The following is a 26378-nucleotide window of genomic DNA, read 5'->3' as shown; positions in this document are numbered from 1 at the left end:
CGGAATCCGGTCCTATCTTGAGAAAGGAGGTGCAGCGGTGGCCAAGTTCAACCTTATAGAGGAACCTTGGATTCCAGTGCTGCGGAACGGAAGGGTTGAGGAGGTGGGTATAAGGGAGGCCCTGGTCAACGCCCACACCATCACCCGCATTGAGACCCCGTTCCCCCTGGAGGAGGCTGCCTTGCACCGCCTGCTCCTGGCGGTGCTCTACCGGGCCTTGCCTCCTGTAAGGGATAAATATGAAGCCCTAGCGCTTTGGGAAAGAGGGGAGTTTGACCGGGAGAGCATCGAGGGGTACCTGGAACGGTATCGGGATCGCTTCTACCTTTTCCACGAGGCCACCCCCTTTTTGCAGATTCCCGACCTTCCTCAGGAGGATCTCCTTCCCTGGAGCAAGCTCCTTCCCCAGTTGGCCAATGGCAATAATCCCACCCTCTTTGATCACACCGTTGACAAAGACCCTCCCCTGGCTTCCTATCCCGAGGTAGCCCGGGCCTTGTTGGTGCACCAGGCCTTTGCTCCCGGGGGCCTCTTACGAAGGCTTGGGGTCACCTCGGCCAAGGATGCTCCTCTAGCCCGCCCGGCAGCTTTTTTGGCCATGGGGACGGACCTGTTCCAAACCCTGGTGTTGAACCTGGTACCCCAGGAGGATCCCGGCGTTCCCATTTGGGAGCGGAAACCCCTAAGGACCCAAGACGTAAAGGGGTACGCCATCCGATGGCCTTTGAGTGGGGTGGGCGTAGTGTACGTCTGGCCCAGCCGGGGTGTGCTTCTGGTGGACGAGGGCCAGGGGGTAAGGTGGATGGGCTATGGCCCAGGAGTGGAACCCCAGGAGGTGGCTTGGCGGGATCCCATGGTGGCTTACCGGAAAGACAATAGGGGAGCCATCTTTCCTTTGCGCTTGAGCATGGAAAGGAGTTTCTGGCGGGATTTCGGGGCGATGCTTCCTGCTGCAGGTGGCGCCTGGCCAGCGGTCTTGCGGCATGCGGGCGAACTGGAGGAGGAGGGTGCGGCCTTCACCCTCCGGGTTTTGGGTCAGGTTTCGGACCAGGCCAAGATACTGGACATTCGACGGGAGGTTTACCCCATCCCCAAGGGCCTGGTCACCCCCAAGGGAGAGCTTTTGCTCCAAAGAGCCCTCCAGCTGGCTGAGGACGCCGCCAAGGGCCTTAGGGGCGTGGCGTGGCGGGTGGCTCAGGGAGTGTTGGGGTCCCGGGACGCTTCCGAGTTGCAAAACTTCGCCAACTCCTTACCCCTCCTTTCCCTCTACTGGGCGCAGCTGGATCTGGATTTTACGGACTTCCTCAGCCGTCTGCACCAAGAAGGGATTCTGGACCTTTGGCGGAACCGCATCCTGAAGGCTGCGCAACGCGCCTGGGAAGAGACCCGCCGGTTTGTGGGCACGGAGGCCAGGCACCTCAGGGCACTGGCGGAGTCAGAGCGGGCTTTCCGTGGTGTGGTAGCTGAACTCAGGGAAAAGGAGGTGAAGGGGTGAGCGGGAAGGGATTTTTGGAGTGGTTAGAAGCTCTAAGGTCGCACCGGGAATGGACGCGGGCGAGGGCTGTCTTAAGGCGGAGCCTGGCCTTTGATCCTGGGGGGTATCCTCCGGCCATGCCCTATGTGGAACCCTTCCTCCAAAAGACAGGGGATGATGGGTGGCGGCGGGAGGCTTATTACCTGGTGGCGGGGCTCTTTGCCTTGAAGGACGGGGAGCACCGGGAGGGACGCACCTTGGCCCGGGCTCTTTGGGAGGCCAAGCAGGCCCGGCAGTCCGACAGCCAGGAGAAGCGTTTCCTGGCCCTACTGGATGCGGATCGGGACCAGATCGCCCACCGTCTTAGGCAGGCGGTGGGGCTGGTGGAGGGAGCTTTGGACTTTGCCCAACTCCTCGAGGACCTACTTCGTTGGTTTGACCCCAGAAGAAGAGTACAGGCCCGCTGGGCCAGGGAGTTTTACGGTGCCGAAGAGGTGAGAAAGGAAGCTTTGGCGGAAGGCCAAGGCTCGTAAAGGGATAAGGAGGTGGTGGCATGAAGCTTTTGGAAGTGCACGTTATTCAGACGGTGGCCCCCAGCAACCTGAACCGGGACGATACGGGAAGCCCAAAGGATGCCTTGTTTGGCGGATACCGGCGGGCCCGAATCTCCAGCCAGGCTCAGAAGCGCGCGGTGCGGGTGGCCTTTAGGGACTGGCCCTTGCTTTCAGCGGAGGAAAGGGCCGTACGCACCCGGCGTCTGCTGGATGCCCTTTTGGAGAAGCTTTCGGATATTCCCCAGGAGCAGGCCCGCCTGGCGGTGGAAAATGCGCTCAACACCCTGGGTTTTGGGTTCAAGGAGGGAAGAACGGAATACTTGCTCTTCCTGGGAAACCGCGAGCTTACCCGGCTGGCGGGGTTGATCCGGGATAACCTGGAGAAGCTGAACGCCGGGCCGGCTAAGGGTAAAAAGAGCGCAGAGGTGGATCCGGAGCTCAAAAGATCTTTGGAAAGGATCCTGGACGGTGGCAAGGCTGTGGACCTGGCCCTTTTTGGCCGCATGCTGGCGGATCGCCCTGAGCTAGGAGTGGATGCAGCGGCTCAGGTGGCCCACGCCCTTTCCACCCACAAGGTGGACCGGGAGTTTGACTTTTACACCGCCGTGGACGACCTGAATCCCAAGGAGGACACTGGGGCGGGGATGATGGGGGATGTGGAGTTTTACTCCGCCACCATGTACCGGTATGCGGTGGTGAACCTGGACCAGTTGGTGACCAACCTTCAGGGGGATGTGGATTTGTCCATAAAGGGAGCCCTGGCGTTCCTCGAGGCCTTCGCTTTAACCCTACCTTCGGGCAAACAAAATAGCTTTGCTGCCTATAACCCGCCCCTCTTCCTGGCTTGCAGGGCCGGGGAGGGCCTCCCCCGCAACTTGGCCACCGCCTTTGAGCGGCCCCTCTGGCCTCAGGATGGCAAGTCTCTTTCTGCCCTTTCCGTGGAGGCCCTGGTGCGGGAGTGGGATAAGTTCGACCGTGCCTACGGCTCGTTGGAAAAGGAACGGAAGGGCGCTGTTAACCTCACCGAAACGGAGGTGAAGGGCATTCCCCTGGTGGATGGGCTGGAGTCCTTGAAGCAGGAAGTGGAGAAGGCCCTTAGGGAGTTGCTGGCCCTGGGAGGTTAACATGCCCACGCTCCTTTTGCGGCTTCAAGGCCCCATGCAGTCCTGGGGTACCCGGAGCCGCTTTGACCACCGGGACACCTGGCCTTACCCCACCAAAAGCGGGGTCCTGGGCCTTTTGGCGGCAGCCCTCGGCCGTGACCGGGAGGAGGATATCTCCGACCTGGCGGCCTTGCGCATGGGGGTGCGGGTGGACCGGAAGGGAGTGCTGCGGGTGGACTACCAGACGGCTCGGGAGATCATCGCCGCTAGCCTTAAAGCGAAGGTCAACGTGCAAAGTTGGCGCCATTACCTTTCCGATGCCGCCTTTCTGGTAGGCCTCGAGGGCCCCGCTTCCCTTCTCCAGGCGGCCCACCAGGCCCTTTCAAATCCCCGCTATGTGCTGTACCTGGGCCGGAAGGGTTATGTGCCCAGTCCTCCCATCTACCTGAAAGATGGCCTGCGGGAAGAACCCCTGGAAGTGGCCTTGCGGAGCTACCCCTATCTCCTGCGCGAGAAACCCAGGGAAGATCTCCTTCTGGTCCTCGAGGCGCCGGATGGGCGCCTGGTCTACGACCAGCCCATAGCGCCCTTTGCCAAACGGCGCTTTGGAGCCCGCTACGTCCGAGAGGAGGTTCTTTCTCAGGACCATATCCAGGTGATCGGGGAGGATTCCTTTGGAGACAACCATGTGGATTAGCAAGTTAAAGCTTGACTTGCGCTCCAAGGCTGTCCGGAGGGACCTGGCAAGTCCCTATGAGATGCACCGCACCCTGTCCCGGGCAGTATCCCAGGCCTTAAAGGAGGGAAGCGAAAGGCTACTTTGGCGTCTAGAGCCCACCCGGGGCACGGAGTCTCCGGTGGTCCTGGTCCAGACCCTAACCCTGCCGGACTGGGATGCCCTGGAGAAGGGCTACGCCGAGGTGTATCCACCCAAGCTCTTCCAACCGGCGCTTTGGGAGGGTCAGATCCTTCGCTTTCGCCTGCGGGCTAATCCCAGCAAGCGGGCCCGGGATAGGGGAGAGCGGGTGGCCCTCAAAACCCAGGAGGAAAAGCTGGCCTGGTTGGCTCGGAAACTCGAGGATGGAGGGTTTCACCTAGGGAAGGAAGCGGGCCAGTATCGGGCTACCATTCGCCAGGACACCTTTTTGGAAGTACGAAAGGCAGGCCACATCATTCAAGTCCAGGCTGTCCTGTTTGAAGGAACCCTCGAGGTGGTGGACCCTGCCAAGGCCATAGAAACCTTGAAGCGGGGTATTGGTCCCGGAAAGGCCCTGGGGCTTGGCCTCCTTTCCCTGCATCCTTAGGCAAAGGTATGCCACCGGTACCCAGTGCGCGCAATCTGAAAGAGCTCCCGAAGTTCCGCGATGGCCTTTCCTACCTCTATGTGGAGCACGCCTTCATTGAGCAAGAGGCTCAAGGGATCGGCATTTATGACCAGGAGGGGCTCACTTTGGTACCGGTGGCAGCCTTGGGGGTGCTCTTCCTGGGGCCAGGAACCCGCATCACCCATGCGGCCATTCGGGCCCTAGCCGGCAATGGGTGCACCGTGGCGTGGGTGGGAGAGGGTTTTGCTAGATTCTACGCCCAAGGCCTAGGAGACACCAGAAGCTCCCGCCGGCTCCAGATTCAGGCCAAGGCCTGGGCTGACCCTGCCCTTCACCTTAAGGTGGTCTTCCGGTTGTACCAAAGGCGTTTCCAAGAACCTCTTCCCCCTGACCTTACCTTGGAGCAGGTAAGGGGCCTCGAGGGGGTTCGGGTTAGAGCGGCTTACGCCCACTGGAGCCGGGAAACGGGTGTGCCCTGGCAGGGGCGGTCCTATGACCGAGGAAACTGGGCCGCTTCCGATCCCGTGAACCGGGCCTTGTCTGCGGGGGCTGCTTATCTCTACGGCCTTGCTCATGCTGCCATCGTCTCCAGCGGCTTTAGTCCGGCCCTAGGCTTTATCCACACGGGAAAGCTCCTTTCCTTTGTCTACGATGTTGCTGACCTTTACAAGACCGAGGTGCTGGTACCCGCCGCCTTTTTGACCGTGGCCGAAAGCGATTTGGAGGTAGAAAGGCGGGTTCGGCAAAAGCTTCGGGACCAGATTCTCGGGTCACGTCTTTTGGAGCGGGTGGTGGAAGACCTCCTCTGGCTCTTTTCTGGCTTAGGTCTACCGGAGGAGGAGGCGGAGGAGGACGACCCCACCCGGCCTGGGGGGCTTTGGGACCTCGAGGGGGAGGTGGAAGGCGGGGTGGCCTATGGTGGTCCTGATCCTGGAGAAGGTCCCTAGGAGTTTGCGGGGCGAACTAACCCGCTGGTTCTTGGAGTTGGACACAGGGGTCTTTGTCGGTCGAGTCAGCGCCACAGTGCGCGATCTCCTTTGGGAAAAGGTGGTGGAGAAGGCGGGAGAAGGCCGGTGTGCCATGGCCTGGCGCACCAATAATGAGCAGGGTTTTTCCCTGCGACTTCACGGTTATCAAGACCGCATCCTACGCAATTTTGACGGTATAATGCTGGTAGCTGTGCGCAACGCCGAGGCTGTGCGCAAGGCAGAGAAGCTTAAGCGCTTAGCAAGGCGAGCACAGAGGGAGCTTGACAACCAATCCCTGGATTGACTCTTTTTACAGACCCTTAGAGGGGGGTCAAGCAGGGTTTTTGCCGTCTGGGTCATGTGTAGTCCCCACACGCGTGGGGATGGCCCGTACCCCATCCCGTTCCCGTTGGAAGTGAAGGTGTAGTCCCCACACGCGTGGGGATGGCCCTAGCTCGCGTACTTTATCAAGAGCTCGGCCTTCCGTAGTCCCCACACGCGTGGGGATGGCCCGCGTAGCGGACGCTCTCCGTGGCCTGCGCGAGCGTAGTCCCCACACGCGTGGGGATGGCCCATAACCACGTAGCCGCGAACACCGGTGTAGTTCGTAGTCCCCACACGCGTGGGGATGGCCCGAAGAGTCTTGATAGTCTTCCCGAGTCTTGGCGTAGTCCCCACACGCGTGGGGATGGCCCGCGCGTCTATGTCCACCTCCACGCCGTCCTCTAGTAGTCCCCACACGCGTGGGGATGGCCCGCTTGCTGTGCCGCATCGGGAGAGATGAGCCCGCGTAGTCCCCACACGCGTGGGGATGGCCCGATGGTCCAGGGGTCGGTCCTGTAGCGCTGGGCGTAGTCCCCACACGCGTGGGGATGGCCCGGTTTACGCGGCCCTGCTGAAAGACCAAAGCTTTGTAGTCCCCACACGCGTGGGGATGGCCCGATTTTGCCGAGCTTCTTTAGAGTCATGCTTCAGTAGTCCCCACACGCGTGGGGATGGCCCGAAAGAGTGTCTGGCTGAGAGACTTGGCAGCGTGTAGTCCCCACACGCGTGGGGATGGCCCACTCTGAGTTTCTCCCGAGGAGGGGGTTCTCCAGTAGTCCCCACACGCGTGGGGATGGCCCGTTATGCTAGACACTTCCCGAAGGCTGAGGTGGGTAGTCCCCACACGCGTGGGGATGGCCCGTGCGACAGTCATGCCTCAGCTGGGGGTCGGGCGTAGTCCCCACACGCGTGGGGATGGCCCGGATCCACAGCCGTCGCGGGGACGCTGGATACGTAGTCCCCACACGCGTGGGGATGGCCCGGCCTTTGAGTACGCCCCTGCCAACAAACCCTCCGTAGTCCCCACACGCGTGGGGATGGCCCGGACCCCGATTAGAGCGGCAAAGACCCCCTTTAGTAGTCCCCACACGCGTGGGGATGGCCCAGCTCTAGGGAAACTTTTGACCGAGCTCACGGAGTAGTCCCCACACGCGTGGGGATGGCCCTGCCTCAGGTGTTGTGGACGGTGCAATAACACCGTAGTCCCCACACGCGTGGGGATGGCCCGGCTAGGCTTGACCTGGAGCCCGCCTTTAGGGCCGTAGTCCCCACACGCGTGGGGATGGCCCGGCCGGGACCGATGTGCTGCGGCTTCGTCTCTCGTAGTCCCCACACGCGTGGGGATGGCCCTATCCTGTCCGCTTCTCAGCAGGGACAGCATAGGTAGTCCCCACACGCGTGGGGATGGCCCTTTACTTCGGTTTTGATCCGGTCACTCTGAGCCGTAGTCCCCACACGCGTGGGGATGGCCCGCAACAACCGCACCAGTGGCTCGCACCCGCTACGGTAGTCCCCACACGCGTGGGGATGGCCCGCGCCCGTGCGAGCCATCTCCCATGTTGTTGCATGTAGTCCCCACACGCGTGGGGATGGCCCGCGTTCGCCGAGTGCGGGCGGAAGAGCGAATGCGTAGTCCCCACACGCGTGGGGATGGCCCGGCCGCCGACACCGCCTTGGCCCCCATCACCTCGTAGTCCCCACACGCGTGGGGATGGCCCGGCTTCGGTGCGAGCCGATGACCGGGTTGGTGCGTAGTCCCCACACGCGTGGGGATGGCCCGCCCCGGTTTCCCCGGCAAAGAGGAGAGGGACAGTAGTCCCCACACGCGTGGGGATGGCCCGGTCAGGTTTTCCAGCCTCATCATCATCCTTCCGTAGTCCCCACACGCGTGGGGATGGCCCGTCCCTTTAATGAGGGCCAGAGTTACTGCCCCCGTGTAGTCCCCACACGCGTGGGGATGGCCCTAGGGACCGGGTAGTATACGGGGCCATACACGTCGTAGTCCCCACACGCGTGGGGATGGCCCGCAGGCCCATGGAGCGGGTGAAGGCGGGAACCTGTAGTCCCCACACGCGTGGGGATGGCCCTAGCGGTGTGGGTACGGCCAGGAGAGCGCTACGTAGTCCCCACACGCGTGGGGATGGCCCATCGCTCCAGTAACCTATCCGTGTGGACCCGGACGTAGTCCCCACACGCGTGGGGATGGCCCGAACCTAGCCTGGGCGCTAATCTGCGCCGGGGCGTAGTCCCCACACGCGTGGGGATGGCCCGTTGCTCCGTGTTGGTTCCACCCAAGCGTGGCGCGTAGTCCCCACACGCGTGGGGATGGCCCGGGGGTGCTGGAGGCCTACGCGGCCAGCACTCCGTAGTCCCCACACGCGTGGGGATGGCCCGAGTATCCCGAGTATGATGAAATTCCCACACCGGTGGGGGAGAGTTGTCCTATGGCTGAGATTGAGAGCTTTTCCCTAGATCACACCAAGGTCCAGGCTCCCTATGTGCGCCTAGCAGGGAGGAAAAGGGTGGGAAGTGGCCTGGTGGAGAAGTACGACCTGCGCCTGGCCCAGCCCAACCGGGAGGCCATTCCCACAGGGGCTTTGCACACCTTAGAGCATCTTCTGGCGGGTTATCTCCGCGACCACCTGGATGGGGTCATTGACCTTTCCCCCATGGGGTGCCGCACGGGGTTTTACCTGGTGGTGGAGGGCCCTTTGGAGGAGGAAAGGGTTTTGGTGGCCTGGGAGCGCGCCTTAAGGGATGTGCTCCTCCATGAGGGGCCTATCCCCGGGGCCAGCTTCAGGGAGTGCGGCAACTACCGGGACCATGACCTAAAAGGCGCCAAGGCCTGGGCGGAGAAGGTGGTGCGCCAGGGTCTGAAGGTGCAAAGGACCATTCCCTTGGAGGAAAGGTGACCGCCTTTTTCGCCGCCGAGCCCGAGGAGGCGGAAGCCCTTAGGGAGGCCTTGGGGGCGGGGGAGGTCCTCGAGGCCCCCTTTCCCCTCCACCGGGCCCCTGGGGTCTTGGTGGCGGAAACCGGGGTGGGCAAGGTGGCAGCGGCTTCCGCCGTGGCCTACGTTCTGGCCCGCTTTGCCCCGAAGGAAAGCTTTTTCCTGGGGGTGGCGGGAGCCTTGGACCCCTCTTTGAAGGCCTTGGACCTCCTCCTGGCGGAAAGGGCGGTGCAGTGGGATGTGGATCTCACCCCCTTTGGCCGGGAGCCAGGGGAGACGGCCTTTGGGGTACGCTTCTTCCCCTCGGACCCCTTTCTTCTAGAAAGGGCGCAGAGGGCGGCGGAGGGCTTGGGTTTTCCCTTTAGGCGCGGGGTGGTGGCCACGGGGGACCGGTTTTTGGCGGATAGGGAGGAGGCCAGGAGGTTGGCCCAGCTTCACGGGGCCCAAGCGGTGGAGATGGAAGGGGCCGCGGCCCTCATGGTGGCCTGGCGCTTCGGCCATCCCATGGCCTTGGTGCGCGCCGTAACCGATGGGGCGGGGGAAGAGGCCGAAAGGGACTTCCAGGCCTTTTTGCGGGAGGCCTCGAGGCGGCTTGGCCTTCTGGCCCAGGCCCTTTTGGCATACTGAAAGGGGAGGGGTCCATGGAAATCAAGCTCTTCACGGGGAGCGCCCACCCCGACCTGGCCCGGCGGGTGGCGGAGGCCTTGGGGATACCCCTGGGAAAAGCCCTGGTGGACCGCTTCCCCGACGGCGAGGTGCAGGTGCGGCTTCTGGAAAGCGTCCGGGGGAATGACGTCTACCTGATCCAGCCCACCAGCCCTCCCGTGAACGACCACCTGATGGAACTCCTCCTCCTGGCCGATGCCGCCCGCAGGAGTTCAGCCGCCCGCATCAACGCCGTAATCCCTTACTTTGGCTACGCCCGCCAGGACAAGCAAACCCAGGGCCGGGAGCCGGTGAGCGCCAAGCTGGTGGCCAATCTCCTGGAGGTGGTTGGGGTGCACCGGGTGATCGCCATTGACCTGCACGCCCCCCAGATCCAGGGGTTTTTTGACATCCCCGTGGACCACCTGTCCGCGGTGCGCCTTTTTGCCCGCTACCTGCAGGAGAGAGGATATACGGAAAACGCCGTGGTGGTCTCCCCGGATGCCGGCCGGGCGGAGGAGGCCAGGCGGCTTTCCGAAAGGCTGGGCCTGCCTTTTGCCATGCTGGCCAAGCGCCGCCATGGCCCTAAGGAGACCTCCGTCACCTACGTGATCGGAGAGGTAGCGGGGAAAAGGCCCTTGATCATAGACGACATCGTTTCCACTGGGGGGACCATAAGGCGGGGGGTGGAGGCCCTTCTCCAGGCGGGGGCCCTACCTGAGGTGGTGGTCATGGCCACCCACCCGGTGTTGGTGGGGGAGGCCCGGGAGAACCTTTCCCATCCCGCCATCCGGGAGGTGGTCTTCACCGATACCATTCCCCTCAAGGACGGAGGGTATACGGTGCTTTCCACCGCCGAGCTCCTGGCCCAGGCCATCCAGCACGTGCACACCAACCAGTCGGTGAGCGCCCTGATTTGAGCTTTGGTGAAAAGGTACACATGTCCTCTGGCGATGGGGTAAGCTACCCTCTGGGGGTTTTATGGCTAAAGTGGTCATCCATATTTTTCACGGGGAGCCCAGCGCCTTGAACACGGGCGTGCACTTGGCCGAGCGCATCCGCCAGGTGAAGGAGGAGCGGGGGGTGGAGCTGGAGGTGTACATCTTCGGTCCCGCGGAGCGGGCGCTTCTGGACCCTGCCCTGACCGAGTACAACCAGGGGGTGGATAGCCTCGTAGCCCAAGGGGTGCCGGTTTACACCTGCCTTAACTCCGCTAAGGGCTTAGGGGCTGAGGAGTCCTTCAAGGCCCGGGGTCTCCGATTGGCCTACGCCCGGGACCGTTTTGTGGACTACGCCTTGGAAGGGGCCACGGTCTTTAGCTTTTAAGATGCCTCAAGACTACCGCGTGGAAGTGCGCCGCCAGGATGCCCAAAGGGCCCTGGCGGAAGCCCGGGGGTTTAGCCTGGTCCTAGGGGCCCGCCGCGCTGACAAGGAGGCGGGGTTTAACCCGGTGGAAACTCTTCTGGCCGCTTTGGGAAGCTGCCTTCTTTCAGGCATCCAGTTTGTGGCGGAATCGTCCAGGGTGCCGCTGGCTGGGGCAAGGGTGGTCCTCGAGGCCAGCCGGGAGGACAAGCCTCCCAAGATCGTTCACATAGGCTTTGTCCTGTACCTGGAAAGCCCCGCCCCGGGTGAGCGCTTGGAAAAGCTTTTTGAGCTCACCCTTAAGAACTCCACCCTCTACCAAAGCCTTAAGGAGGCCATTCCTATAACAGCAAGATGGGAGCGAACATGAACCCAGTGCTGATCGGGGGGCTTTTTTTGCTGGCGGTGGTTTCCGGCATGCTGGGCCTGGGGGTGGCCTTTGCCGCGGTACCCTTTTTGAGCCTCTTTCTGCCCGATCTGGTCCATCAGGTGCAGCCCCTTTCCCTTCTCCTTAACGGCGTTACCGCCCTCTTCGCCGTGTTTGGATTCGCCCAAAGCGGCTTGGTGGACTGGCGCAAGGCCATCCTGTTGGCCCTGGTGACCACCTCCTTCGCCCCGGTGGGGGCGTGGCTGGTGCAGCGGGTGGAGGTGCGCTATGTGTGGTGGATCTACCTGGGGGCGGTGGTTTACCTGGCCTATAACCTTTTCCGGCCGGTTTCCGGTAAGGCGTCCCGGGAGAACTTCCCCTTGGCCTTGGTGTTGGCGGCCCCCATATCGGTGCTTTCCGGCTTTTTGGGGGTGGGCCCGGGGTTCCTCCTCATGCCTACCTTGATCCTCACCGGCCATGATCCCAAGCGAGCAGCCGCCATCAATGCCTTCGCCGTGACGCCGCCCTCCTTCTCCTCCCTTTTGCCTCACCTTTCCACCGCCCGGCTGGACCCTGGCCTCACCCTCTCCCTGGTGGTGGCCGGGGCCTTGGGGAGCTACCTGGGCTCCCGCCTCACCAGCCTTTACCTGCCTTCCCAGCGCCTGAAGCAGCTCTTTGGGGTGTTGATCCTGGCGGTAACCCTGTACAAGGTGCTCTCCTAGGCGGGGTGGAAGGAAGGCCAGGGGATGTGCTAAGCTTTCCCTTAGTGTGCCCCTTGGGGGCCTTTGCCTTTTGCTAGGAGGAGACATGGAATACCGTTTGAAAGCCCAGTACCGGGAGGGGGAGAAGCCCGCCGCTTTGCGCCGTGCGGGGAAGCTCCCCGGCGTCATCTACAACAAGCACCTGAACCGGAAGGTGTACGTGGAGCTGGGGGAGTTTGACAAGGTCTTCCGCCACGCTTCCATCCACCACGTGATCGTTCTGGAACTCCCCGATGGCCAGGAGCTTCCCACCCTGGTGCGCCAGGTGAACCTGGATAAGCGCCGGCGCCGCCCCGAGCACGTGGACTTCTACGTGCTCTCCGATGAGCCGGTGGAGATGTACATCCCCTTGCGCTTCGTGGGCACGCCCCAGGGGGTGCGGGAAGGCGGGGTGTTGCAGGAGATCCACCGGGACATCCTGGTCAGGGTTTCCCCGCGGAACATCCCCGAGTTCATCGAGGTGGATGTATCGGGGCTGGGGATTGGGGATAGCCTGCATGCGGCTGACTTGAAGCTTCCCGAAGGAGTGAAGCTGGCGGTCTCCCCGGAGGAGACCATCGCCGCGGTGGTGCCCCCTGAGGACGTGGAGAAGCTGGCTGCCGAGGCCCTCGAGGCCCCCGCCGAGCCCGAGGTGATCAAGAAGGGCAAGAAAGAAGAGGAGGAGTAGTACCACCCCACGAAAGCCAAGGTGGGGACCCCGGTGCATCGGGCCACGCCCTGGGGAGCACGATAGGGCGAGAAAGGGCATAAGGGGCGGGATCGGCGGGCGGTCCCGCCTCCTTTTTGGAGGGGGAGGATGTTTTTGGTGGTGGGCCAGGGAAACCCGGGGGAGGGCTACGCCAGAACCCGGCACAACCTGGGGTTTATGGTCCTGGACCAGCTGGGGCTGGAGTTCCGCCCCAAGGGGGAGGCCCTTTTGGCCGAAGTGGAGGTGGCGGGAGAGAAGGGGATTTTCCTCAAGCCCCTCACCTACTACAACCTAAGCGGCCAGGCGGTGGCTCCCCTGGTGCGCTTTTACAAGATCCCTCCGGAGCGCCTTTTGGTGGTTCACGACGAGATGGACCTGCCCTTAGGCCGCCTGCGCTTCAAGGCGGGGGGTAGTTCTGCGGGAAACCGGGGGGTGGCCTCCATTGCCGAGGCCTTGGGAACCGGGGCGTTTCACCGCCTGCGCCTGGGCATCGGCAAGCCCCCTTCCCGGGAGCTTGGGGCGGAGTATGTGCTTTCCCCCTTCCTTCCCGAGGAGTGGCCGGTGGTGGAGAGGGTCCTCGAGGCGGCCAAGGAGGCGGTGCTCTGCTGGGTTAGGGAGGGGCTTGCCCCCTGCGCTTCCCGCTACAACCGTCTGGACCTTTCCCAAGAGGGAGGCTAAGCTCTAGACATGGCCGCGCCCAGAGTCCTCCTCATCGCCGGGGGAAGGAGCCCCGAGCACGAGGTTTCCTTGCTCTCTGCCCATGGGGTTTTGGAGCACATGCCCTTTTCCACCGAGCTCGCGGTGATCGCCAAGGATGGCCGGTGGCTTCTGGGCGAGGAGGCCCAGGAAGCCCTTAAGGCTGGCGTGGCCCTGGAGGGTCGGGAGGCCTTCCCACCCTCCTTGGAATGGAGCCGGTTTGACGTGGTTTTCCCCTTGCTGCACGGAAGATGGGGAGAGGATGGCACCCTTCAGGGTTTCCTGGAAATGCTAGGCAAGCCCTACGTGGGGGCAGGGGTGGCGGCCAGTGCCCTTTGCATGGACAAGGACCTAAGCAAGCGGGTCTTGGCCCAGGCGGGGATTCCCGTGGTGCCCTGGGTGGCCCTTTACCCAGGGGAGCGCCCCTTTATCCCCTTTGACCCCCCTTTTTTCGTCAAGCCCGCCAACACGGGTTCCAGCATCGGCATCCGCCGGGTAGAACGGTACGCTGAGCTGGAAGAAGCCTTAGGGGAAGCCTTTTGCCACGACCAGAAGGCCGTGGTGGAGAAGGCCCTTGGGGGGGTGCGGGAGCTGGAGGTGGGGGTCTTGGGCAACGTCTTTGGGGAGGCCAGCCCGGTGGGGGAGGTGCGCTATCAGGCGGCCTTTTACGACTATGAAACCAAGTACACCCCTGGGCGGGCGGAGCTTCTGATCCCTGCTCCCCTGGACCCCGGTACCCAGGAGACCCTTCAGGAGCTGGCCCTGAAGGCCTATAAGCTTCTGGGCATCCGCGGCATGGCCCGGGTGGACTTCTTCCTGGCGGAGGGGGAGGTCTACCTCAACGAGATCAACACCATCCCCGGCTTCACCCCCACCAGCATGTACCCCAGGCTTTTCGCCGCCGGGGGGCTTCCTTACCCAGAGCTTCTACGGCGGCTGGTGGAGCTGGCCTTGGAGTAGCCAACCCCCCGGGTGGGTTGGCCGTAAGGGCCCTTTTTCCCTGGTATTCCCCTAGCCTCTGCGCTAGGATGGAATCCTGAAGGGAAAGGGGGTCTTATGGACCTTTTGGCAAGGCTTGGCCTTCTTGGACGTCGGGTCCTCATCCTGCACCACGATGACCTGGGCCTGACCCATGCGCAAAACAGCGCCTACCAGGCCCTGGGTCTTCCCACGGGAAGCGTGATGGTGCCCGGGGCCTGGGCCAGCGGGGTGAAGGGGGAGGATTTGGGGGTGCACCTGGTGCTCACCAGCGAGTGGCCCGCCCCCCGGATGCGGCCCTTGACGGAAGGGGAAAGCCTCAGGGACGAGGCGGGGTATTTCCCGGATTCATTGGAGATCGTCTGGGAAAGAGCCCGCCAGGAGGAGGTGGAACGGGAGCTAAGGGCGCAGATTGAGGCGGCCAAAAGGCTTTTCTCGCCCACCCACCTGGACACCCACCAAGGGGCCGTGCTGAGGCCCGACCTGGCGGAGGTGTACCTGCGCTTGGCCCAGGAGTACCGCCTGGTGCCCTTGGTGCCGGAGAGCCTCGAGGGCCTGGGGGTTCCCCCTGCCTTCCTGCCCGACCTGGAACGGCTCCTGGCCCGGGTGCCCTTCCCCAGGGTGCGCTTCCTGGATGCCTATGGCCTTCCCCCGGAGGAGCGGTTGGGCTTCTATTTGGACCTGGCCAAGCTCCCTCCGGGCCTTTACTACCTGGTGCACCACAGCGCCCTCCCCACCCCCGAGGGCCGGGCCCTTCCCGACTGGCGGACGCGGGAGGCCGACTACTTCGCCCTTGCCCACCCCGAGGTGCGCCGGGTCCTGGCCGAGTTCCACCCCCTTACGTGGCGGATGGTTCGGGATGCGCTTTAGAAGGAGCCGATTATGAAAAAGTGGCGCTACGCCTCGGGGCAGCTGGGGCTTACCTTGGTTTCCGAAAGCTTTGGCACCTATCTGGCCTTCTTTTATCTGGAAAAGCTGGGCCTTTCCGCTGCCTTCTATGCCCTGGCCCGCACGGTGTATGCCTTCTGGGATGCCGTCAATGACCCCCTATTCGGCCACCTTTCCGACCGCACCAAGACCCGCTTGGGCCGCAGGCGCCCTTGGCTCCTTTTGGGGATACCCCTTTTCCTCCTTTTCTACATCCTGGTCTTCTGGGTGCCCGAGTGGGCCCGTTCCCCCCAGGTTCTTCCCTACTACTTCGCCCTAGGCATCGTCCTTTACGAGACCATGGCCACCGTGGTTTGGACCAACTACGGGGCCCTTTTCCCGGAGATGTTCCGAGGACTTTCCGAAAGGGCGGGGGCGGCCGCGTTGAAGCGGGGCACGGAGCTTTTCGGGCTGATCCTGGGGATTGCCGTGGCCCCCCTGGTCTACGCCCAGGTGGGGTTTTTGGGCATGGCCCTCCTCTTTGCCGCGCTTGCCCTTGTGGCCTTTCTCCTCTTCTTCCCGGGTATCCAGGAGGACCCCAAGGCGCAAAGCGGCCTGGGGCTAAGGGACTCCTTCCGCCTGGTCCTGGCCAACCGGGCCTTCTGGGTGGCGGCCTTGGTGGGGCTTCTCTTTGAGTTTGGGCGCATGGTGATCCAGACGGGCATGGCCTTTTACGCCAAGCACAGCCTGGGCCTGCCCGAGGCCGCCACCACCTTTCTCTTCGCCGCCGTCTTCCTGGTGGCCTTGCCCTCGGTGTTCCTCTGGGGCCGGCTGGCGGGGATTTTGGGGGGAAAGCGGGCCTGGCGGCTTGCCCACCTTCTCATGGGCCTAGCGGCCTTGCTCCTCTTCCTGCCGCAGAGCCTTTTCCCCGCCATCCTGGTGGGGGCCTTGGTGGGGGTGGGGTTTGCCGGGGTGCGGGTCACGGGGGAGGTGGTGATGGCCAAGGTCATTGACCTGGATGCCGAGAGGACGGGAACCCGGCGGGAAGGGGCCTACTACAGCCTGGTGGGGCTTTTGGGCCGGGCCTCGGGGGCCTTGGTGGGGCTTTCCTTTGCCCTCCTTGGGCCCCTTTTCGGCTACGTGAGCGGGGAAAACCCCGGACCCAATCCAGGCCTTGCCTTCCGCTTCCTGGTGGCGGTGATCCCAGGGGTGGCCATTCTGCTGGCCTACCTCCTCACCGCCCTCTTCCCCCACGAGATCAGGGAGTAAGGCCCTATGAAGCTGGACCCCCGCCATCCAAGGCCCACCCTGCAACGGCCAGGCTGGAGGGGCCTCGAGGGCCCTTGGGATTTCGCCCTGAGCGAGGAGGAGCGCCCGGAAAGGGTGCGCTTTGACCGCAGGATCCTGGTGCCCTTTCCCCCCGAGGCCCCGGGTAGCGGGGTGCAGGAGCCATGGGTACAGGTGGCCTGGTACCGAAAGGTCCTAAGGGTCAAGCCCAGGCCCGGCTTTCGGCTTTTCCTGCGCTTTGGGGCCGTGGACTACCGGGCGGAGGTGTTTGTGAACGGGGTCAGGGTTCTGGAACACGAGGGGGGGCATACCCCCTTTGGCCTAGAGCTCACCCCCTTCCTGGGTAGGCCCGTGGAGGTCCTGGTGCGGGCCGAGGACGATCCCTTGGATCCGGAAAAACCCCGGGGCAAGCAGGCCTGGGGGGAGCCCAAGGGCATCTTTTACCCTCGAACCACGGGGATCTGGCAGCCGGTGTGGCTGGAATGGGTGCCGGAAAGCCACATCACCCTTCTTCGCCTGACCCCCGACCTAAGGGCCTTCGGCTTCCACCTGGAGGTCCAGGCCCAGGGGGAAGGGGACGGGGTGGAGGTGGCCCTTTTCCCGGGGGTGCGGGGGGAGGCTTCCCCTGGGGAAAAGCCTTGGCTTGTGGCCCACTTTCCCCTGTCAGGCGGGTTTGCCCGGGGGTTTTTGGGGCTTCCTCGTAAGGGCGACGCCGAGGCCCTCCTCTGGCGTCCCGAAAGCCCCGTCCTGTTCCCCTTGCGCCTTCGCCTCCTTGGGGGGAGACGGGTTTTGGACGAGGTCTACTCCTATGGGGGCCTTAGGGAGGTTTCCGCCCGGCAAGGGGTTTTCCTCCTCAACGGGGAGCCCTACTTCCCCAAGCTGGCCTTGGACCAGGGGCTTTGGCCCGAAGGCCACCTGGCGGCCCCAGGCCTATCCGCCCTTAGGCGGGACGTGGAGCTGGCCAAAGCCTTGGGCTTCCACGGGGTGCGCAAGCACCAGAAGCTGGAAGACCCCCGCTACCTCCACCTGGCGGACCGGTTAGGGCTTTTGGTCTTCGCCGAGATGCCCAGCTTCTTTCGCTTCTCCCCCAAAGCAGCCCGGCGCTACCTGGCGGAGCTCCAGGCGGCCTTGGAGCGGGATCACAACCACCCCAGCGTGGTGGCCTGGGTCCTTTTCAACGAGAGCTGGGGTCTTTGGCCCTGGGGGCCTGAGGCCCACGCCTTCCTCCAGGGGGTGTTTTTCCTAGCCCGCTCCTTGGACCCCACGCGCCCCTTGGTGGACAACGACGGCTTTGAGCACGGGCCCTTTTGGGACCTCTACACCGTGCACGACTATGCCCCTCCCGAGGTCCTCTCCCGCCGCTACCGACAAGGAACCTTTCCCCCGGCCCCCATGGGCCGGCCCCTTTCCTGGGAGGGGGTGCCTGAGGGGGTGCGCCCCTTCCTCTCCGAGTTTGGGGGCTTAAGGCTCAAGGGGCCTACCCCGGGCTGGGGCTACCGGGAGGTGGAGGGGGAGGAGGCCTTCTTAGAGGAGGTGTTCCGTTACCTGGGAGCCGCTTGCGAAAGCTTCCTGAGCGGGTTTTGCTACACCCAGCTCTACGACACCTTCCAGGAGGAAAACGGCCTTTTGGACTTCTGGCGAAGGCCCAAGGTACCCCCGGAAAGGATCCGCGCCTTTCTGGAGGGGTGTGAGGCCAGGCGGGTGCTTTGGGAGTAGGAAGGGGAAGGTATGGAGGCAGGTGGAAAGGGCTTGCTGAAAAAGCTTTGGAGCGCAGCCCAGATGGCGGCCCTTTTGGGCCCGGGCGTTCTCTTTCTGGCCATCCAGTACGCCAGAAAGCGGGACCGGCTGGAGCCCAAAGCCCCCTTGCCTCCCTGGCAGGGGGTGGGGAAGCCTTTGGGCCTAAAGGCCATCCCCGGCGGGGTGAGGGTGCGCTTCCCAGAAGTGGAGCTGGAGGCGGTTTTCCTAGGGGAGGACCTCCTTCGCCTTACCTGGTCCCCCGGCGAGGCCCTGCCCCCTTACGCCCTGGCGGCGGGGGAAGGGGAGGCCTTCCCCTTTGAGCCCGAGCGCCGGGAGGGGGGCCATCTCCTTAAGACCCCTCGCCTGGCCCTGGGGGTGGGGGAGGAGGGGTTAACCCTTTGGGATGGGGCGGGAAGACTCCTCAGGCGGGAGGCCTACCCCGAGCGTTCGGGGAGGGCCTGGCGGCACCGGGTGCGCCTGGCCCCAGGGGAAAGGGTTATGGGCCTAGGGGAAAGGGCGTTTCCCTTGGACCGCCGGGGCGAGGTCTTCCGCTTCTGGAACCGGGACCCGGGGGGAAGCTACGGCCCCGGGGAGGACCCCCTTTACCTTTCCGTGCCCCTTTGGCTTTCCCTCCTACCCGAGGGGGGGTACCTGGCCTTTTACGAGAACCCTGCGGACGGGTTTGCGGACCTGCGGGGGGAGGAGGCCCTGGTGGGTTTTTGGGGTGGTCCCTTCCTCTACTACCTGATTCCAGGGCCCCTGGAGGAGGCCTTGGCCCGGTACCTGGGCCTTACCGGCCTTCCGCCCCTGCCGCCCCGCTGGGCCTTGGGCTTCCACTATGCCCGCTGGGGGCTCAGGAGGAGGGAGGAGGTGGAGGAGGTGGTGGAAGGTTTCCTAAAGCGGGGCCTTCCCCTAAGGGCGGTGCACCTGGACATCGATTACATGCGGGGCTACCGGGTCTTCACCGTGGACGAGGGGCGCTTTCCCGACCTTTCCGGCATGGTGCGGGCCTTCGGGGAGCGGGGGGTGCGCACCGTCGTGATCCTGGACCCCGGGGTGAAGGCGGAGAAGGGCTTTGCCCTTTATGGGGAAGGCCTAAGGGAAGGGGTGTTTTGCCGCCTGCCCTCGGGGGAGGTTTTCCTGGGGCCCGTCTGGCCTGGGCTTGCCGCCTTCCCCGACTTCACCGACCCCAGGGGCCGGGCCTGGTGGGGGGAAAAGCTTAAGGGGTTTTTGGACATGGGGATCTCCGGCTTCTGGCTGGACATGAACGAGCCCGCCCTCTTCGCCGCCTGGGGGGAGCCCACCTTTCCCAGGAGCGTGCGCCATGGCCTCGAGGGCCAAGGGGGCGACCACCTCCTGGCCCACAACCTCTACGGCCTCCTCATGGCCCGGGCCAGCTTTGAGGGATTCTGGAAACACGCCCCTCATCGCCGGCCTTTCCTCCTCACCCGGGCCGGGTTTGCCGGCATCCAGCGTTACGCCTGGGCCTGGACCGCGGATGTGGAGAGCACCTGGGAGGGCCTCAGGACCACCTTGTGGGCCCTTCTTGGCCTTTCCCTTTCCGGGGTGTACTTCGTGGGCTCGGACATCGGGGGGTTTAGCGGGGACCCTTCCCCAGAGCTTTACCTGCGCTGGTTCCAGATGGCCGCCTTCACCCCCTTTTTCCGCCTCCACTCGGCTCGCTGGACGAAGCGCCGGGAGCCTTGGCGCTTGGGGGAGGAGGTCTTGGCGGGGGTGCGCTGGGCCATGTGGCTTAGGGAAAGGCTTCTGCCCTACCTGTACACCCTGGCCTATGAGGCAAGCCAAAAGGGGCTTCCCCTCCTGAGGCCCCTCTTCCTGCAAGGAGGAACCCCCACCGCTCAGGCCGAGGGGGCTGGTCTTGACGAAGTCTTCCTCTTGGGGAAGGGCCTGTTGGTGGCCCCGGTCCTGGAGGAGGGCGCCCGGGTCAAGGAGGTGCCTTTGCCCCCGGGCCGCTGGTACCCCTGGCAGGAGGATGGGGCCTTGGAGGGCCCCGCCAGGGTGCGGCTTCCCGCTCCCCTGGAGCGGATCCCCCTCTTGGTGCGGGCCGGGTCCATCCTGCCCCTCTTGGAGGAAGGGGGGCTTGTCCTGCACCTTTACCCGGGGGAGGGCGGAGGGGAAGGCAGCCTTTACTGGGACGAGGGGGATGGGGAGGGGCCTTATAGGCTGGACGGGTTCCGCCTGTTGCCGGCGGTGGGCGGCTACCGCCTCCTGTGGGAAAGCCAGGGGGAGTACCCCTGGCCCTGGGAGGGGGTGGGCCTGAGGCTTTTCGGCGGGAGGCTTCTTAGGGCCTGGGTGGGAGGGAAGGCATACCCGGCTGGGGAAGAGGGGGCGCGTCTTCCCCCCTTCCAAGAGGCCTTTTTGGAGGTGGCAGGATGAGGCTGGAAAAGGCGTGGTTTTTGGCCCATGGGGCGGAAACGCCCGCTTTGCTCCCCCAAAGCGGTTGGCGGGAGGTGGCGCTTCCCCACCAGTGGACCCTCGAGGGCCTGGAGGCGGAGGTGGGCTGGTACCGCCTGGCGTTGCCGGAAGGAGGCCCTAGGCGCTTCCTCCGTTCCTTCGGGGATTACTACCAGGAGGCCTGGGTGGAGGGCGTTCACCTGGGCCGGCACGAGGGGTACTTCTTTCCCTGGTTGGTGGAGCTTCCTCCGGGTAGGGAGCTTCTCCTTCGGGTTTCCGCCCCCAGGGAACCCCTAGGGGTCTGGCCCCGGTTCAAGCGGCAGATCAAGGGGGTCTTGGACCAGCACGACTGCCGTCCTGGGGGAACCACGGAAAGGGGCCAGGAGCGGGGGACGGGGGGCCTTTGGGGCGGGGTAGAGGTCTGGATGCGGGAGGAGGTGGCCCTTTTGGGCCTCAGCCACCGCCTCCTTCCCCGGACGGGGGGGTGGCGGCTATGGGTGCGCCTCCTTTTGGATGCCCTAAGGCCCTTCCGCGAGGAGGTGCGTCTGGGGATCCATCCCGAGAACTTTTCCGGGGAAGCCTGGGAGAAGAGGGTGGGTTTGGAAGGAAGTGCGGGGCGGGGTTGGCAAGAGGTGGTCTGGGACCTGCCCGAGATGCCCCTCTGGGAGGTGTGGGAGCGGGGGTTTCCCCATCTTTTCCGCCTCGAGGCGGAACTTTTAGGGGCCAGCCTCAGCGTGCCCTTGGGCTTCCGCACCGTGGAGCTGGATGGGGAGGGCTGGCTTCTCCTCAATGGGAAGCGGCTTTTCCTGAGGGGCACCAACATCATCCCCACCCAGTGGCTTGCCGGTTACACCGAGGCCACGGCCCAAAAGGACGTGGCCCTCCTCAAGGAGGCCAACCTGAATGCGGTGCGGGTCCACGCCCACGTGACCCACCCCGCCTTCTACCGGGCCTGCGACCGGGAAGGGGTGTTGGTCTGGCAGGACTTCCCCTTGCAGTGGGGCTATGCGGCGGACGAGGCCTTCGCCCAGGAGGCCTTGCGCCAGGCCCAGGCCATGGTGGAGGTCCTGGGGGCCCATCCCTCCCTTTACCTCTGGTGCGCCCAGAACGAGCCCACCCACAACCGCCACGCCCTGGGCCCCCTGCTTGCTGCTGCCCTTAGGGCTGCTGACCCCACCCGCCCGGTAAAGGAGGCCTCCGACTTCCGCGAGCACCCCTACCCCGGCTGGTACTGGGGGCATATGCGGGACTTCCTGGCCCTTCCCGGGGCCCCCCTCCCTTCCGAGTTTGGGGCCCAGGCCCTGCCCCGGGCGGAGCTTTTGCGCCGGGTTCTGGGGGAGGCCGCCTGGCCCCCCAACTGGGAGGTCTGGGCCTACCATAACTTCCAGCCCCACGAGACCTTCCGCGTGGCAGGGGTGGAGGTGGGGGAGTCCTTGGAGGCGTTTGTGGAAAACTCCCAGGCCTACCAGGCAGAGCTTTTGGCCTTCGCCATCCACGCCTACCGCCGGGGCAAAGGTAGGGTGGTGGGCTACTTCCAGTTCATGTTCGTGGAGCCCTGGGAGGGGATCACCTGGGCGGTTTTGGACGTGGAGCGGGTGCCAAAGAAGGGCTTTTTCGCCTTAAAGGAGGCCAGCAGCCCGGTCCTCCTCTCCTTTGTCCCCTACCGGAAGAGGGTGGAGGTGGGGGGGCCTCCCTTGCAGGAGGCCTGGCTCGTAAGCGACCTGGAAAGGCCCTTAAGCCTTCGGGTCCGCCTTTTCCTGGAAGGCCCGCAAGACCTTCCCCTTTACGAGGAGGAGGTGGCCCTGGCTCCCGGGGAGGCCCGGCGGTTTTTCAGCCTAGGGGAGCTTTGGGAAAGCCCCCTCGAGGTCCAGGCCCGCTTCCTTCCCCTACAGGAGTCTTTGGCCAAACTCCCTCCCGGGGCTTACCGGCTGGTGGGGGAGGCCTATGAGGGGGAGAGGCTCTGGTCGCGGCAGGTCCTCGAGGTGGAGTACCTGGAACCCCTCCTGCCCCTGGGGGTGGCCTGGTGATCCCAACCCGGATCGCCTACGCCCTGGGTGCCTTGGGGTTTACCCTGCCGGGCCAGACCTTTGGCACCTATTTGGCCTTCTACTACCTGGACCACGTGGGCCTAGCCGCCAGCGCCTTTGCCCTGGCCCGCCTGGTCTTTTCCGTGTGGGATGCGGTGAACGATCCCCTCTTCGGCTACCTCTCCGACCGCACCAGGACCCCTTGGGGCCGCAGGCGGCCCTGGCTTTTCCTGGGGCTTCCCCCATTGCTTTTGGCCTTCTACCTCACCTTCAACGTCCCCGGCCCCTTCCTTCAGGGCCCTGCCCTCTTCTGGTACTGCTTGGGAGCGATTCTCTTCTTTGAAACCTTCGCCGCCCTCACCTGGGTGAACCACGCCGCCCTCTTCCCCGAGCTGTTTAGGGGCCAGGAGGAGCGGGCCCGGGCCAACGCCTGGCGCCAGGGATTCTACTTCCTGGGCCTGGCGGTGAGCATCGCCCTGACCCCCCTGGTCTACACCGCCCTAGGCTTTTCCGGCATGGCCCTCCTCTACGGAGCCATCGGGGGGGGCTTGGTCCTCCTCTTCCTCCTGGCGGTCCGGGAAGACCCGAAGGCCCAGCTGGCCGAGCCCCTTCCCCTGATCCCCGCCTTCCGCTACACCCTGGGGAACCGGGCCTTTTGGCTCTACTCCCTGGCTGCCCTTTTTCTCCTCTTTGCCGTGGGGCTTTTGGGAGCGGCCATGCCCTTTTACGCCAAGTACGCTCTGGGCCTGGGGCCCGAGGCTACGTCCCTGCTCTTCGCCTCGGTGCTCCTGGCGGCCCTACCCTCCGTTTTCCTCTGGGCCCGGCTGGCAGGGGCCCTGGGCCCCAAGGGGGCCTGGCTTCTCGCCATCCTCCTTTTAGCCCTGGGGGCCTTTCTCCTCCTCTGGCCTCGAGGCCTCCTACAGGCTCTGCCCGTAGGGGTGCTCATCGGGGTGGGGTTTGGCGGGGTGCTGGTGCTGGGGGACGTCCTCCTGGCCGAGGTCATTGACCGGGACGCCGAAAGGACAGGAAGGAGGCGGGAAGGGGTCTACTATAGCGTCTACGGGTTCATCAACCGGCTTTCCGGGCCCCTGCAGGCCCTTTCCTTTGCCCTCCTCACCCCCCTTTTCGGGTACGTGAGCGGGGAGGTGCCAGGCCCCCGCCCCGAGGCCGCCTTCCGCTTCCTCATGGCGGTGCCTCCTTGGGTGGCCACGCTGTTGGCCTTGGCCCTTGCCTTTCGCTTCCCGTACGGGACCAGGGGTAGAATGCCGGGGGCAGGAAGCCCTTAGGGAGGGTGGGATATGCGGTTGGGATTCGGGGATGCCTTTCAGGGAAGCCGCCTCGAGGTGGGGGTGGTGGCAGCTTCCTCGGAACCGGTTTCCGGGGGGTATCTCCTTAGGGGAAGGGAGGTTCGGGCCTTTGCCCCCTATAGGGGGGCGCAGTTTTTCCGCCACGGGTGGCAAAGCTGGAGCCTGGCCGCCTGGGTGGACCTAGGGGAGGCCCCTAAGCCCCTTCTCCCCAAGGAGCGCCGCCCCCAGGCGGACGATCCCTTTCTTCTGGAGGTGGCGGAGTGGGGGAGGGCCTGGTGGGGTAGCGGCCTTGGGGCCTTGCGCCTTCCGGGTGGCCAGGTTCTCCTCCTAGGGGCCTTGGACCTGGGGGGTAGGGTTTTGGGGCGGCAGGAGGTGCTTTTGGGGCGGTATGCCTTGGGGGAAGGGCGCTGGTTTTTGGCCTTTGGGCCGGAAGAAGAGGCGTTTGCCGCTTATGCCCGGTACCTTCCCCGCCGCCTTTCCGGCAAGCCCCCCAAGGTTTGGTGCTCCTGGTATAGCTTCTATAACCGCATCAGCGAGGCCTCCCTCCTTTCCACCCTGGAGGAGGTGGCTGGGCTTCCCTTCGAGGTCTTCCAGATCGACGATGGCTGGCAACGGGCCCTTGGGGACTGGGAGCCAAACGACCGTTTTCCCCGGGGGATGGCCTTTTTGGCGGATAGGATCCGGGAAAAGGGCCTTAGGGCTGGGTTATGGCTCGCACCCTTTTTGCTGACCCAGGACAGCCCCCTGGGGCATTCCCGCCCCGAGTGGGTGCTTAGGGATGGGGAAGGAAGGCCCATTCCCGCCGGCTTCAACTGGGGGAAACCCCTCTACGCCCTGGACTCGGGGAACGAGGAGGTCCTGGACTATGTGGCCTCCTTGGTGCGGAAGGCCAGGGAGTGGGGGTACGACTACCTTAAGCTAGACTTTCTCTATGCTGCCGCCTTGCCGGGGGCCGAGGGGGAGGGGCGCTACCGGAGGGCCATGGAGCGGGTACGGGAGGAAGCGGGTGGCGCCTATCTTCTCTTCTGCGGGGCCCCCGTCCTGGCCTCCTTGGGGCTTGCCGATGGCCTGCGGGTGGGACCGGATGCCGCTCCTTACTGGGACAACGAGGACCGCTCCTTCTGGCTCCAAGACCCCACGGGCCCCGGGCTGAGGAATGCCCTTCGCGCCACCTTGCACCGGCTTTGGCTTCGGGGAAACGTGCAGGTGGACCCGGATGTGGCCTTCTTCCGGAGCCGTTTCTCCTTGCTGTCCCCAGAGGAGATGCGCCTCCAGGAGGCCATGGGGGAGATCACCGGCTTCAAGGCCACCTCCGACCCCCCCTCCTGGCTTACCCCGGAAGAGAGGCAAAGGCTTTTGGCCTTCTTGGGCCAGGACCGGGTGGTAAACCAGCTTGGCCCCTACCGTTTCCGGGTGGGGGAGGAGGTCTTGGACTATGCTTCCCTACTATAGGCGTGTCCACCGCAAAGTGGATGGGCGGGAGCTCGTCCTTTACGGGCTTCATCCCCTCGAGGCCCCCCCCCTCCCCGAGCTAAGGGAGCCCCTTTCCCCAAACCCCCACCTCCGCTACCATCCCCTGCGGCAGGAATGGGTGGTCTACGCCGCCCACCGCCAGGAGCGCACCTTTTTGCCCCCCAAGGAGCACTGCCCCCTTTGCCCCAGCCGGGAAGGGGGCTTTCCCACGGAGATCCCCTTCCCCCACTTCCAGGTGGCGGTCTTCGAGAACCGTTTTCCCTCCCTGGTGCCAAACCCCGCCCCTCCCCCGGAAGGGCTTCCCGTTCCCGTGGGAAGGGCTTTGGGCCGCTGCGAGGTGGTGGTCTACACCGAGGCCCATGTGGGAAGCCTGGCTACCCTCACGGAGGAAGAAAGGCTTCTTCTAGCTTGGGTATGGCGGGACCGGTACCGGGCTTTGTATGCCCTCGAGGGGGTCCGGTTTGTCATGCCCTTTGAGAACCGGGGGGAGGCGGTGGGGGTGACCCTCCACCACCCCCACGGGCAGATCTACGCCTATCCCTTTGTGCCTCCCATCCTGGAGCGAGAAAGCCAGGCCTTCCGGGAAAGGCCCGTGCTCCTGGAGCTTTTCCCCCACCTCGAGCCCTACCGGGTGGATGGGGAAGAGGGGTTCTTGGCCTTCGTACCCCCCTTTGCCCGTTACCCCTATGAGGTCTGGGTGGCCCCCCTGGAGCGCCACCCCGGGCTTTGGACCTTTTCCCAGGGGGAGATGGCCGCCTTCGCCCGCCTTCTGGGCCGGGTGGTGGCCCGCTACGACGCCCTTTTCGGGGAGGCCTTTCCCTACGTCATGGTCTTCCACGCAGCCCCCCTAGGGGAGGAGCGCACCTTCCATTTCCACGTGGAGTTTTATCCGCCCAAACGGGCCAAGGACAAGCTCAAGTTCCTGGCGGGCACGGAGCTGGGAGCGGGTACGTTTGTGGTGGACGCCCTGCCCGAGGAAACGGCAAAAAGGCTACGGGAGGTCTTATGAAATACCTTCGTTTGCTACCTTAAAGCTCCACCCCAGCCATTTGCAGCAGGACATGGCTGCGGAT

General features: G+C 64.5%; 24 protein-coding genes and 1 CRISPR repeat array. All 24 genes read left to right on the top strand.

The genetic code is table 11. The features are described 5' to 3' along the window. Positions 1-37: 37 nt before the first annotated feature. The 24 genes from casA to galT all read left to right on the top strand — a co-directional run bounded on the left by casA (position 38) and on the right by galT (position 26314). Complete coding sequence (gene casA, locus DK874_RS03840) at positions 38-1495, top strand: type I-E CRISPR-associated protein Cse1/CasA (protein WP_114312727.1); 1458 nt, start codon at positions 38-40, stop codon at positions 1493-1495. Next, a complete protein-coding gene (gene casB, locus DK874_RS03835; RefSeq protein ID WP_114312726.1) occupies positions 1492-2007 on the top strand; it encodes a type I-E CRISPR-associated protein Cse2/CasB in 516 nt (171 codons plus the stop codon). Before casA ends, casB begins: the two co-directional genes overlap by 4 nt. A 20-nt stretch (positions 2008-2027) precedes the next feature. Beyond that, the gene (gene cas7e, locus DK874_RS03830) at positions 2028-3152 is read left to right on the top strand and encodes a type I-E CRISPR-associated protein Cas7/Cse4/CasC (RefSeq protein ID WP_114312725.1); all 1125 of its coding nucleotides are present in this window, start codon (positions 2028-2030) and stop codon (positions 3150-3152) included. Position 3153: 1 nt separating this feature from the next. After that, the gene (gene cas5e, locus DK874_RS03825; RefSeq protein WP_114312724.1) at positions 3154-3828 is read left to right on the top strand and encodes a type I-E CRISPR-associated protein Cas5/CasD; all 675 of its coding nucleotides are present in this window, start codon (positions 3154-3156) and stop codon (positions 3826-3828) included. After that, a complete protein-coding gene (cas6e, locus tag DK874_RS03820; RefSeq protein ID WP_114312723.1) occupies positions 3818-4435 on the top strand; it encodes a type I-E CRISPR-associated protein Cas6/Cse3/CasE in 618 nt (205 codons plus the stop codon). The genes cas5e and cas6e overlap by 11 nt, the downstream gene beginning before the upstream one ends. An 8-nt stretch (positions 4436-4443) precedes the next feature. Next, positions 4444-5403 (top strand): type I-E CRISPR-associated endonuclease Cas1e, encoded by a 960-nt coding sequence (gene cas1e, locus DK874_RS03815; protein ID WP_114312722.1) that lies wholly within the window; start codon positions 4444-4446, stop codon positions 5401-5403. Continuing rightward, positions 5372-5728, top strand: coding sequence for a type I-E CRISPR-associated endoribonuclease Cas2e (cas2e, locus tag DK874_RS03810; protein WP_162798714.1), 357 nt, complete (start codon positions 5372-5374; stop codon positions 5726-5728). The genes cas1e and cas2e overlap by 32 nt, the downstream gene beginning before the upstream one ends. Positions 5729-5786: 58 nt before the next feature. After that, positions 5787-8141: a CRISPR direct-repeat array (repeat unit 28 nt; unit sequence GTAGTCCCCACACGCGTGGGGATGGCCC). A 51-nt stretch (positions 8142-8192) separates the two neighbouring features. Continuing rightward, entirely contained in the window at positions 8193-8660 is a 468-nt protein-coding gene (locus DK874_RS03805; RefSeq protein ID WP_114312721.1) for an S-ribosylhomocysteine lyase, read from the top strand. Further along, positions 8657-9322 (top strand): 5'-methylthioadenosine/S-adenosylhomocysteine nucleosidase, encoded by a 666-nt coding sequence (gene mtnN / locus DK874_RS03800; protein ID WP_114312720.1) that lies wholly within the window; start codon positions 8657-8659, stop codon positions 9320-9322. The genes DK874_RS03805 and mtnN overlap by 4 nt, the downstream gene beginning before the upstream one ends. 14 nt (positions 9323-9336) lie before the next feature. After that, positions 9337-10260, top strand: coding sequence for a ribose-phosphate diphosphokinase (locus tag DK874_RS03795; RefSeq protein WP_114312719.1), 924 nt, complete (start codon positions 9337-9339; stop codon positions 10258-10260). Positions 10261-10321: 61 nt separating this feature from the next. Then, the gene (locus DK874_RS03790; RefSeq protein WP_114312718.1) at positions 10322-10666 is read left to right on the top strand and encodes a hypothetical protein; all 345 of its coding nucleotides are present in this window, start codon (positions 10322-10324) and stop codon (positions 10664-10666) included. Between the two features lies 1 nt (position 10667). Continuing rightward, a complete protein-coding gene (locus tag DK874_RS03785; RefSeq protein WP_114312717.1) occupies positions 10668-11072 on the top strand; it encodes an OsmC family protein in 405 nt (134 codons plus the stop codon). Continuing rightward, a complete protein-coding gene (locus tag DK874_RS03780; protein ID WP_114312716.1) occupies positions 11069-11791 on the top strand; it encodes a sulfite exporter TauE/SafE family protein in 723 nt (240 codons plus the stop codon). The genes DK874_RS03785 and DK874_RS03780 overlap by 4 nt, the downstream gene beginning before the upstream one ends. An 85-nt stretch (positions 11792-11876) precedes the next feature. Then, on the top strand, positions 11877-12497 hold the full coding sequence (locus tag DK874_RS03775) for a 50S ribosomal protein L25 (RefSeq protein ID WP_114312995.1): 621 nt from the start codon (positions 11877-11879) through the stop codon (positions 12495-12497). A gap of 129 nt (positions 12498-12626) precedes the next feature. After that, a complete protein-coding gene (gene pth / locus DK874_RS03770) occupies positions 12627-13196 on the top strand; it encodes an aminoacyl-tRNA hydrolase (RefSeq protein WP_114312715.1) in 570 nt (189 codons plus the stop codon). 9 nt (positions 13197-13205) lie between these two features. Continuing rightward, positions 13206-14174, top strand: coding sequence for a D-alanine--D-alanine ligase (gene ddl / locus DK874_RS03765; protein WP_114312714.1), 969 nt, complete (start codon positions 13206-13208; stop codon positions 14172-14174). Between the two features lie 96 nt (positions 14175-14270). Further along, a complete protein-coding gene (locus DK874_RS03760; RefSeq protein ID WP_114312713.1) occupies positions 14271-15062 on the top strand; it encodes a carbohydrate deacetylase in 792 nt (263 codons plus the stop codon). 12 nt (positions 15063-15074) lie between these two features. Next, positions 15075-16328, top strand: coding sequence for an MFS transporter (locus DK874_RS03755; protein WP_114312712.1), 1254 nt, complete (start codon positions 15075-15077; stop codon positions 16326-16328). A 6-nt stretch (positions 16329-16334) separates the two neighbouring features. Next, positions 16335-18062 (top strand): glycoside hydrolase family 2 protein, encoded by a 1728-nt coding sequence (locus DK874_RS03750; RefSeq protein WP_114312711.1) that lies wholly within the window; start codon positions 16335-16337, stop codon positions 18060-18062. Between the two features lie 12 nt (positions 18063-18074). Continuing rightward, positions 18075-20480 carry a glycoside hydrolase family 31 protein gene (locus tag DK874_RS03745; protein ID WP_162798713.1) on the top strand — a complete coding sequence of 802 codons (2406 nt, stop codon included), beginning with the start codon at positions 18075-18077 and terminating at the stop codon, positions 20478-20480. Next, positions 20477-22525: a glycoside hydrolase family 2 TIM barrel-domain containing protein gene (locus DK874_RS03740; protein ID WP_162798712.1), complete on the top strand. Its 2049-nt coding sequence runs from the start codon at positions 20477-20479 to the stop codon at positions 22523-22525. Before DK874_RS03745 ends, DK874_RS03740 begins: the two co-directional genes overlap by 4 nt. Then, a complete protein-coding gene (locus DK874_RS03730) occupies positions 22525-23811 on the top strand; it encodes an MFS transporter (protein WP_114312992.1) in 1287 nt (428 codons plus the stop codon). The genes DK874_RS03740 and DK874_RS03730 overlap by 1 nt, the downstream gene beginning before the upstream one ends. Positions 23812-23823: 12 nt before the next feature. Next, positions 23824-25284 carry a glycoside hydrolase family 36 protein gene (locus DK874_RS03725; RefSeq protein WP_114312710.1) on the top strand — a complete coding sequence of 487 codons (1461 nt, stop codon included), beginning with the start codon at positions 23824-23826 and terminating at the stop codon, positions 25282-25284. Then, entirely contained in the window at positions 25268-26314 is a 1047-nt protein-coding gene (gene galT, locus DK874_RS03720) for a galactose-1-phosphate uridylyltransferase (RefSeq protein WP_114312709.1), read from the top strand. Before DK874_RS03725 ends, galT begins: the two co-directional genes overlap by 17 nt. The last annotated feature ends 64 nt before the right edge of the window (positions 26315-26378 follow it).

Origin of the sequence: Thermus caldifontis, from assembly GCF_003336745.1 — a bacterium.
In the GTDB taxonomy this organism is placed as follows: Bacteria; Deinococcota; Deinococci; order Deinococcales; family Thermaceae; genus Thermus; species Thermus caldifontis.
This window is presented reverse-complemented; position numbering and strand designations above follow the sequence as displayed.

Bases quoted from the DNA above. Each gene is read 5' to 3' on its own strand.
- DK874_RS03745 (WP_162798713.1), top strand. From the start codon at position 18,075: ATGGAGGCAGGTGGAAAGGGCTTGCTGAAAAAGCTTTGGAGCGCAGCC.
- cas1e (WP_114312722.1), top strand. From the start codon at position 4,444: ATGCCACCGGTACCCAGTGCGCGCAATCTGAAAGAGCTCCCGAAGTTC.
- DK874_RS03795 (WP_114312719.1), top strand. From the start codon at position 9,337: ATGGAAATCAAGCTCTTCACGGGGAGCGCCCACCCCGACCTGGCCCGG.
- DK874_RS03755 (WP_114312712.1), top strand. From the start codon at position 15,075: ATGAAAAAGTGGCGCTACGCCTCGGGGCAGCTGGGGCTTACCTTGGTT.
- DK874_RS03750 (WP_114312711.1), top strand. From the start codon at position 16,335: ATGAAGCTGGACCCCCGCCATCCAAGGCCCACCCTGCAACGGCCAGGC.
- DK874_RS03760 (WP_114312713.1), top strand. From the start codon at position 14,271: ATGGACCTTTTGGCAAGGCTTGGCCTTCTTGGACGTCGGGTCCTCATC.
- ddl (WP_114312714.1), top strand. From the start codon at position 13,206: ATGGCCGCGCCCAGAGTCCTCCTCATCGCCGGGGGAAGGAGCCCCGAG.
- pth (WP_114312715.1), top strand. From the start codon at position 12,627: ATGTTTTTGGTGGTGGGCCAGGGAAACCCGGGGGAGGGCTACGCCAGA.
- DK874_RS03775 (WP_114312995.1), top strand. From the start codon at position 11,877: ATGGAATACCGTTTGAAAGCCCAGTACCGGGAGGGGGAGAAGCCCGCC.
- cas7e (WP_114312725.1), top strand. From the start codon at position 2,028: ATGAAGCTTTTGGAAGTGCACGTTATTCAGACGGTGGCCCCCAGCAAC.
- DK874_RS03790 (WP_114312718.1), top strand. From the start codon at position 10,322: ATGGCTAAAGTGGTCATCCATATTTTTCACGGGGAGCCCAGCGCCTTG.
- DK874_RS03740 (WP_162798712.1), top strand. From the start codon at position 20,477: ATGAGGCTGGAAAAGGCGTGGTTTTTGGCCCATGGGGCGGAAACGCCC.
- DK874_RS03785 (WP_114312717.1), top strand. From the start codon at position 10,668: ATGCCTCAAGACTACCGCGTGGAAGTGCGCCGCCAGGATGCCCAAAGG.
- DK874_RS03725 (WP_114312710.1), top strand. From the start codon at position 23,824: ATGCGGTTGGGATTCGGGGATGCCTTTCAGGGAAGCCGCCTCGAGGTG.
- cas6e (WP_114312723.1), top strand. From the start codon at position 3,818: ATGTGGATTAGCAAGTTAAAGCTTGACTTGCGCTCCAAGGCTGTCCGG.
- cas5e (WP_114312724.1), top strand. From the start codon at position 3,154: ATGCCCACGCTCCTTTTGCGGCTTCAAGGCCCCATGCAGTCCTGGGGT.
- cas2e (WP_162798714.1), top strand. From the start codon at position 5,372: ATGGTGGTCCTGATCCTGGAGAAGGTCCCTAGGAGTTTGCGGGGCGAA.
- galT (WP_114312709.1), top strand. From the start codon at position 25,268: ATGCTTCCCTACTATAGGCGTGTCCACCGCAAAGTGGATGGGCGGGAG.
- DK874_RS03805 (WP_114312721.1), top strand. From the start codon at position 8,193: ATGGCTGAGATTGAGAGCTTTTCCCTAGATCACACCAAGGTCCAGGCT.
- DK874_RS03780 (WP_114312716.1), top strand. From the start codon at position 11,069: ATGAACCCAGTGCTGATCGGGGGGCTTTTTTTGCTGGCGGTGGTTTCC.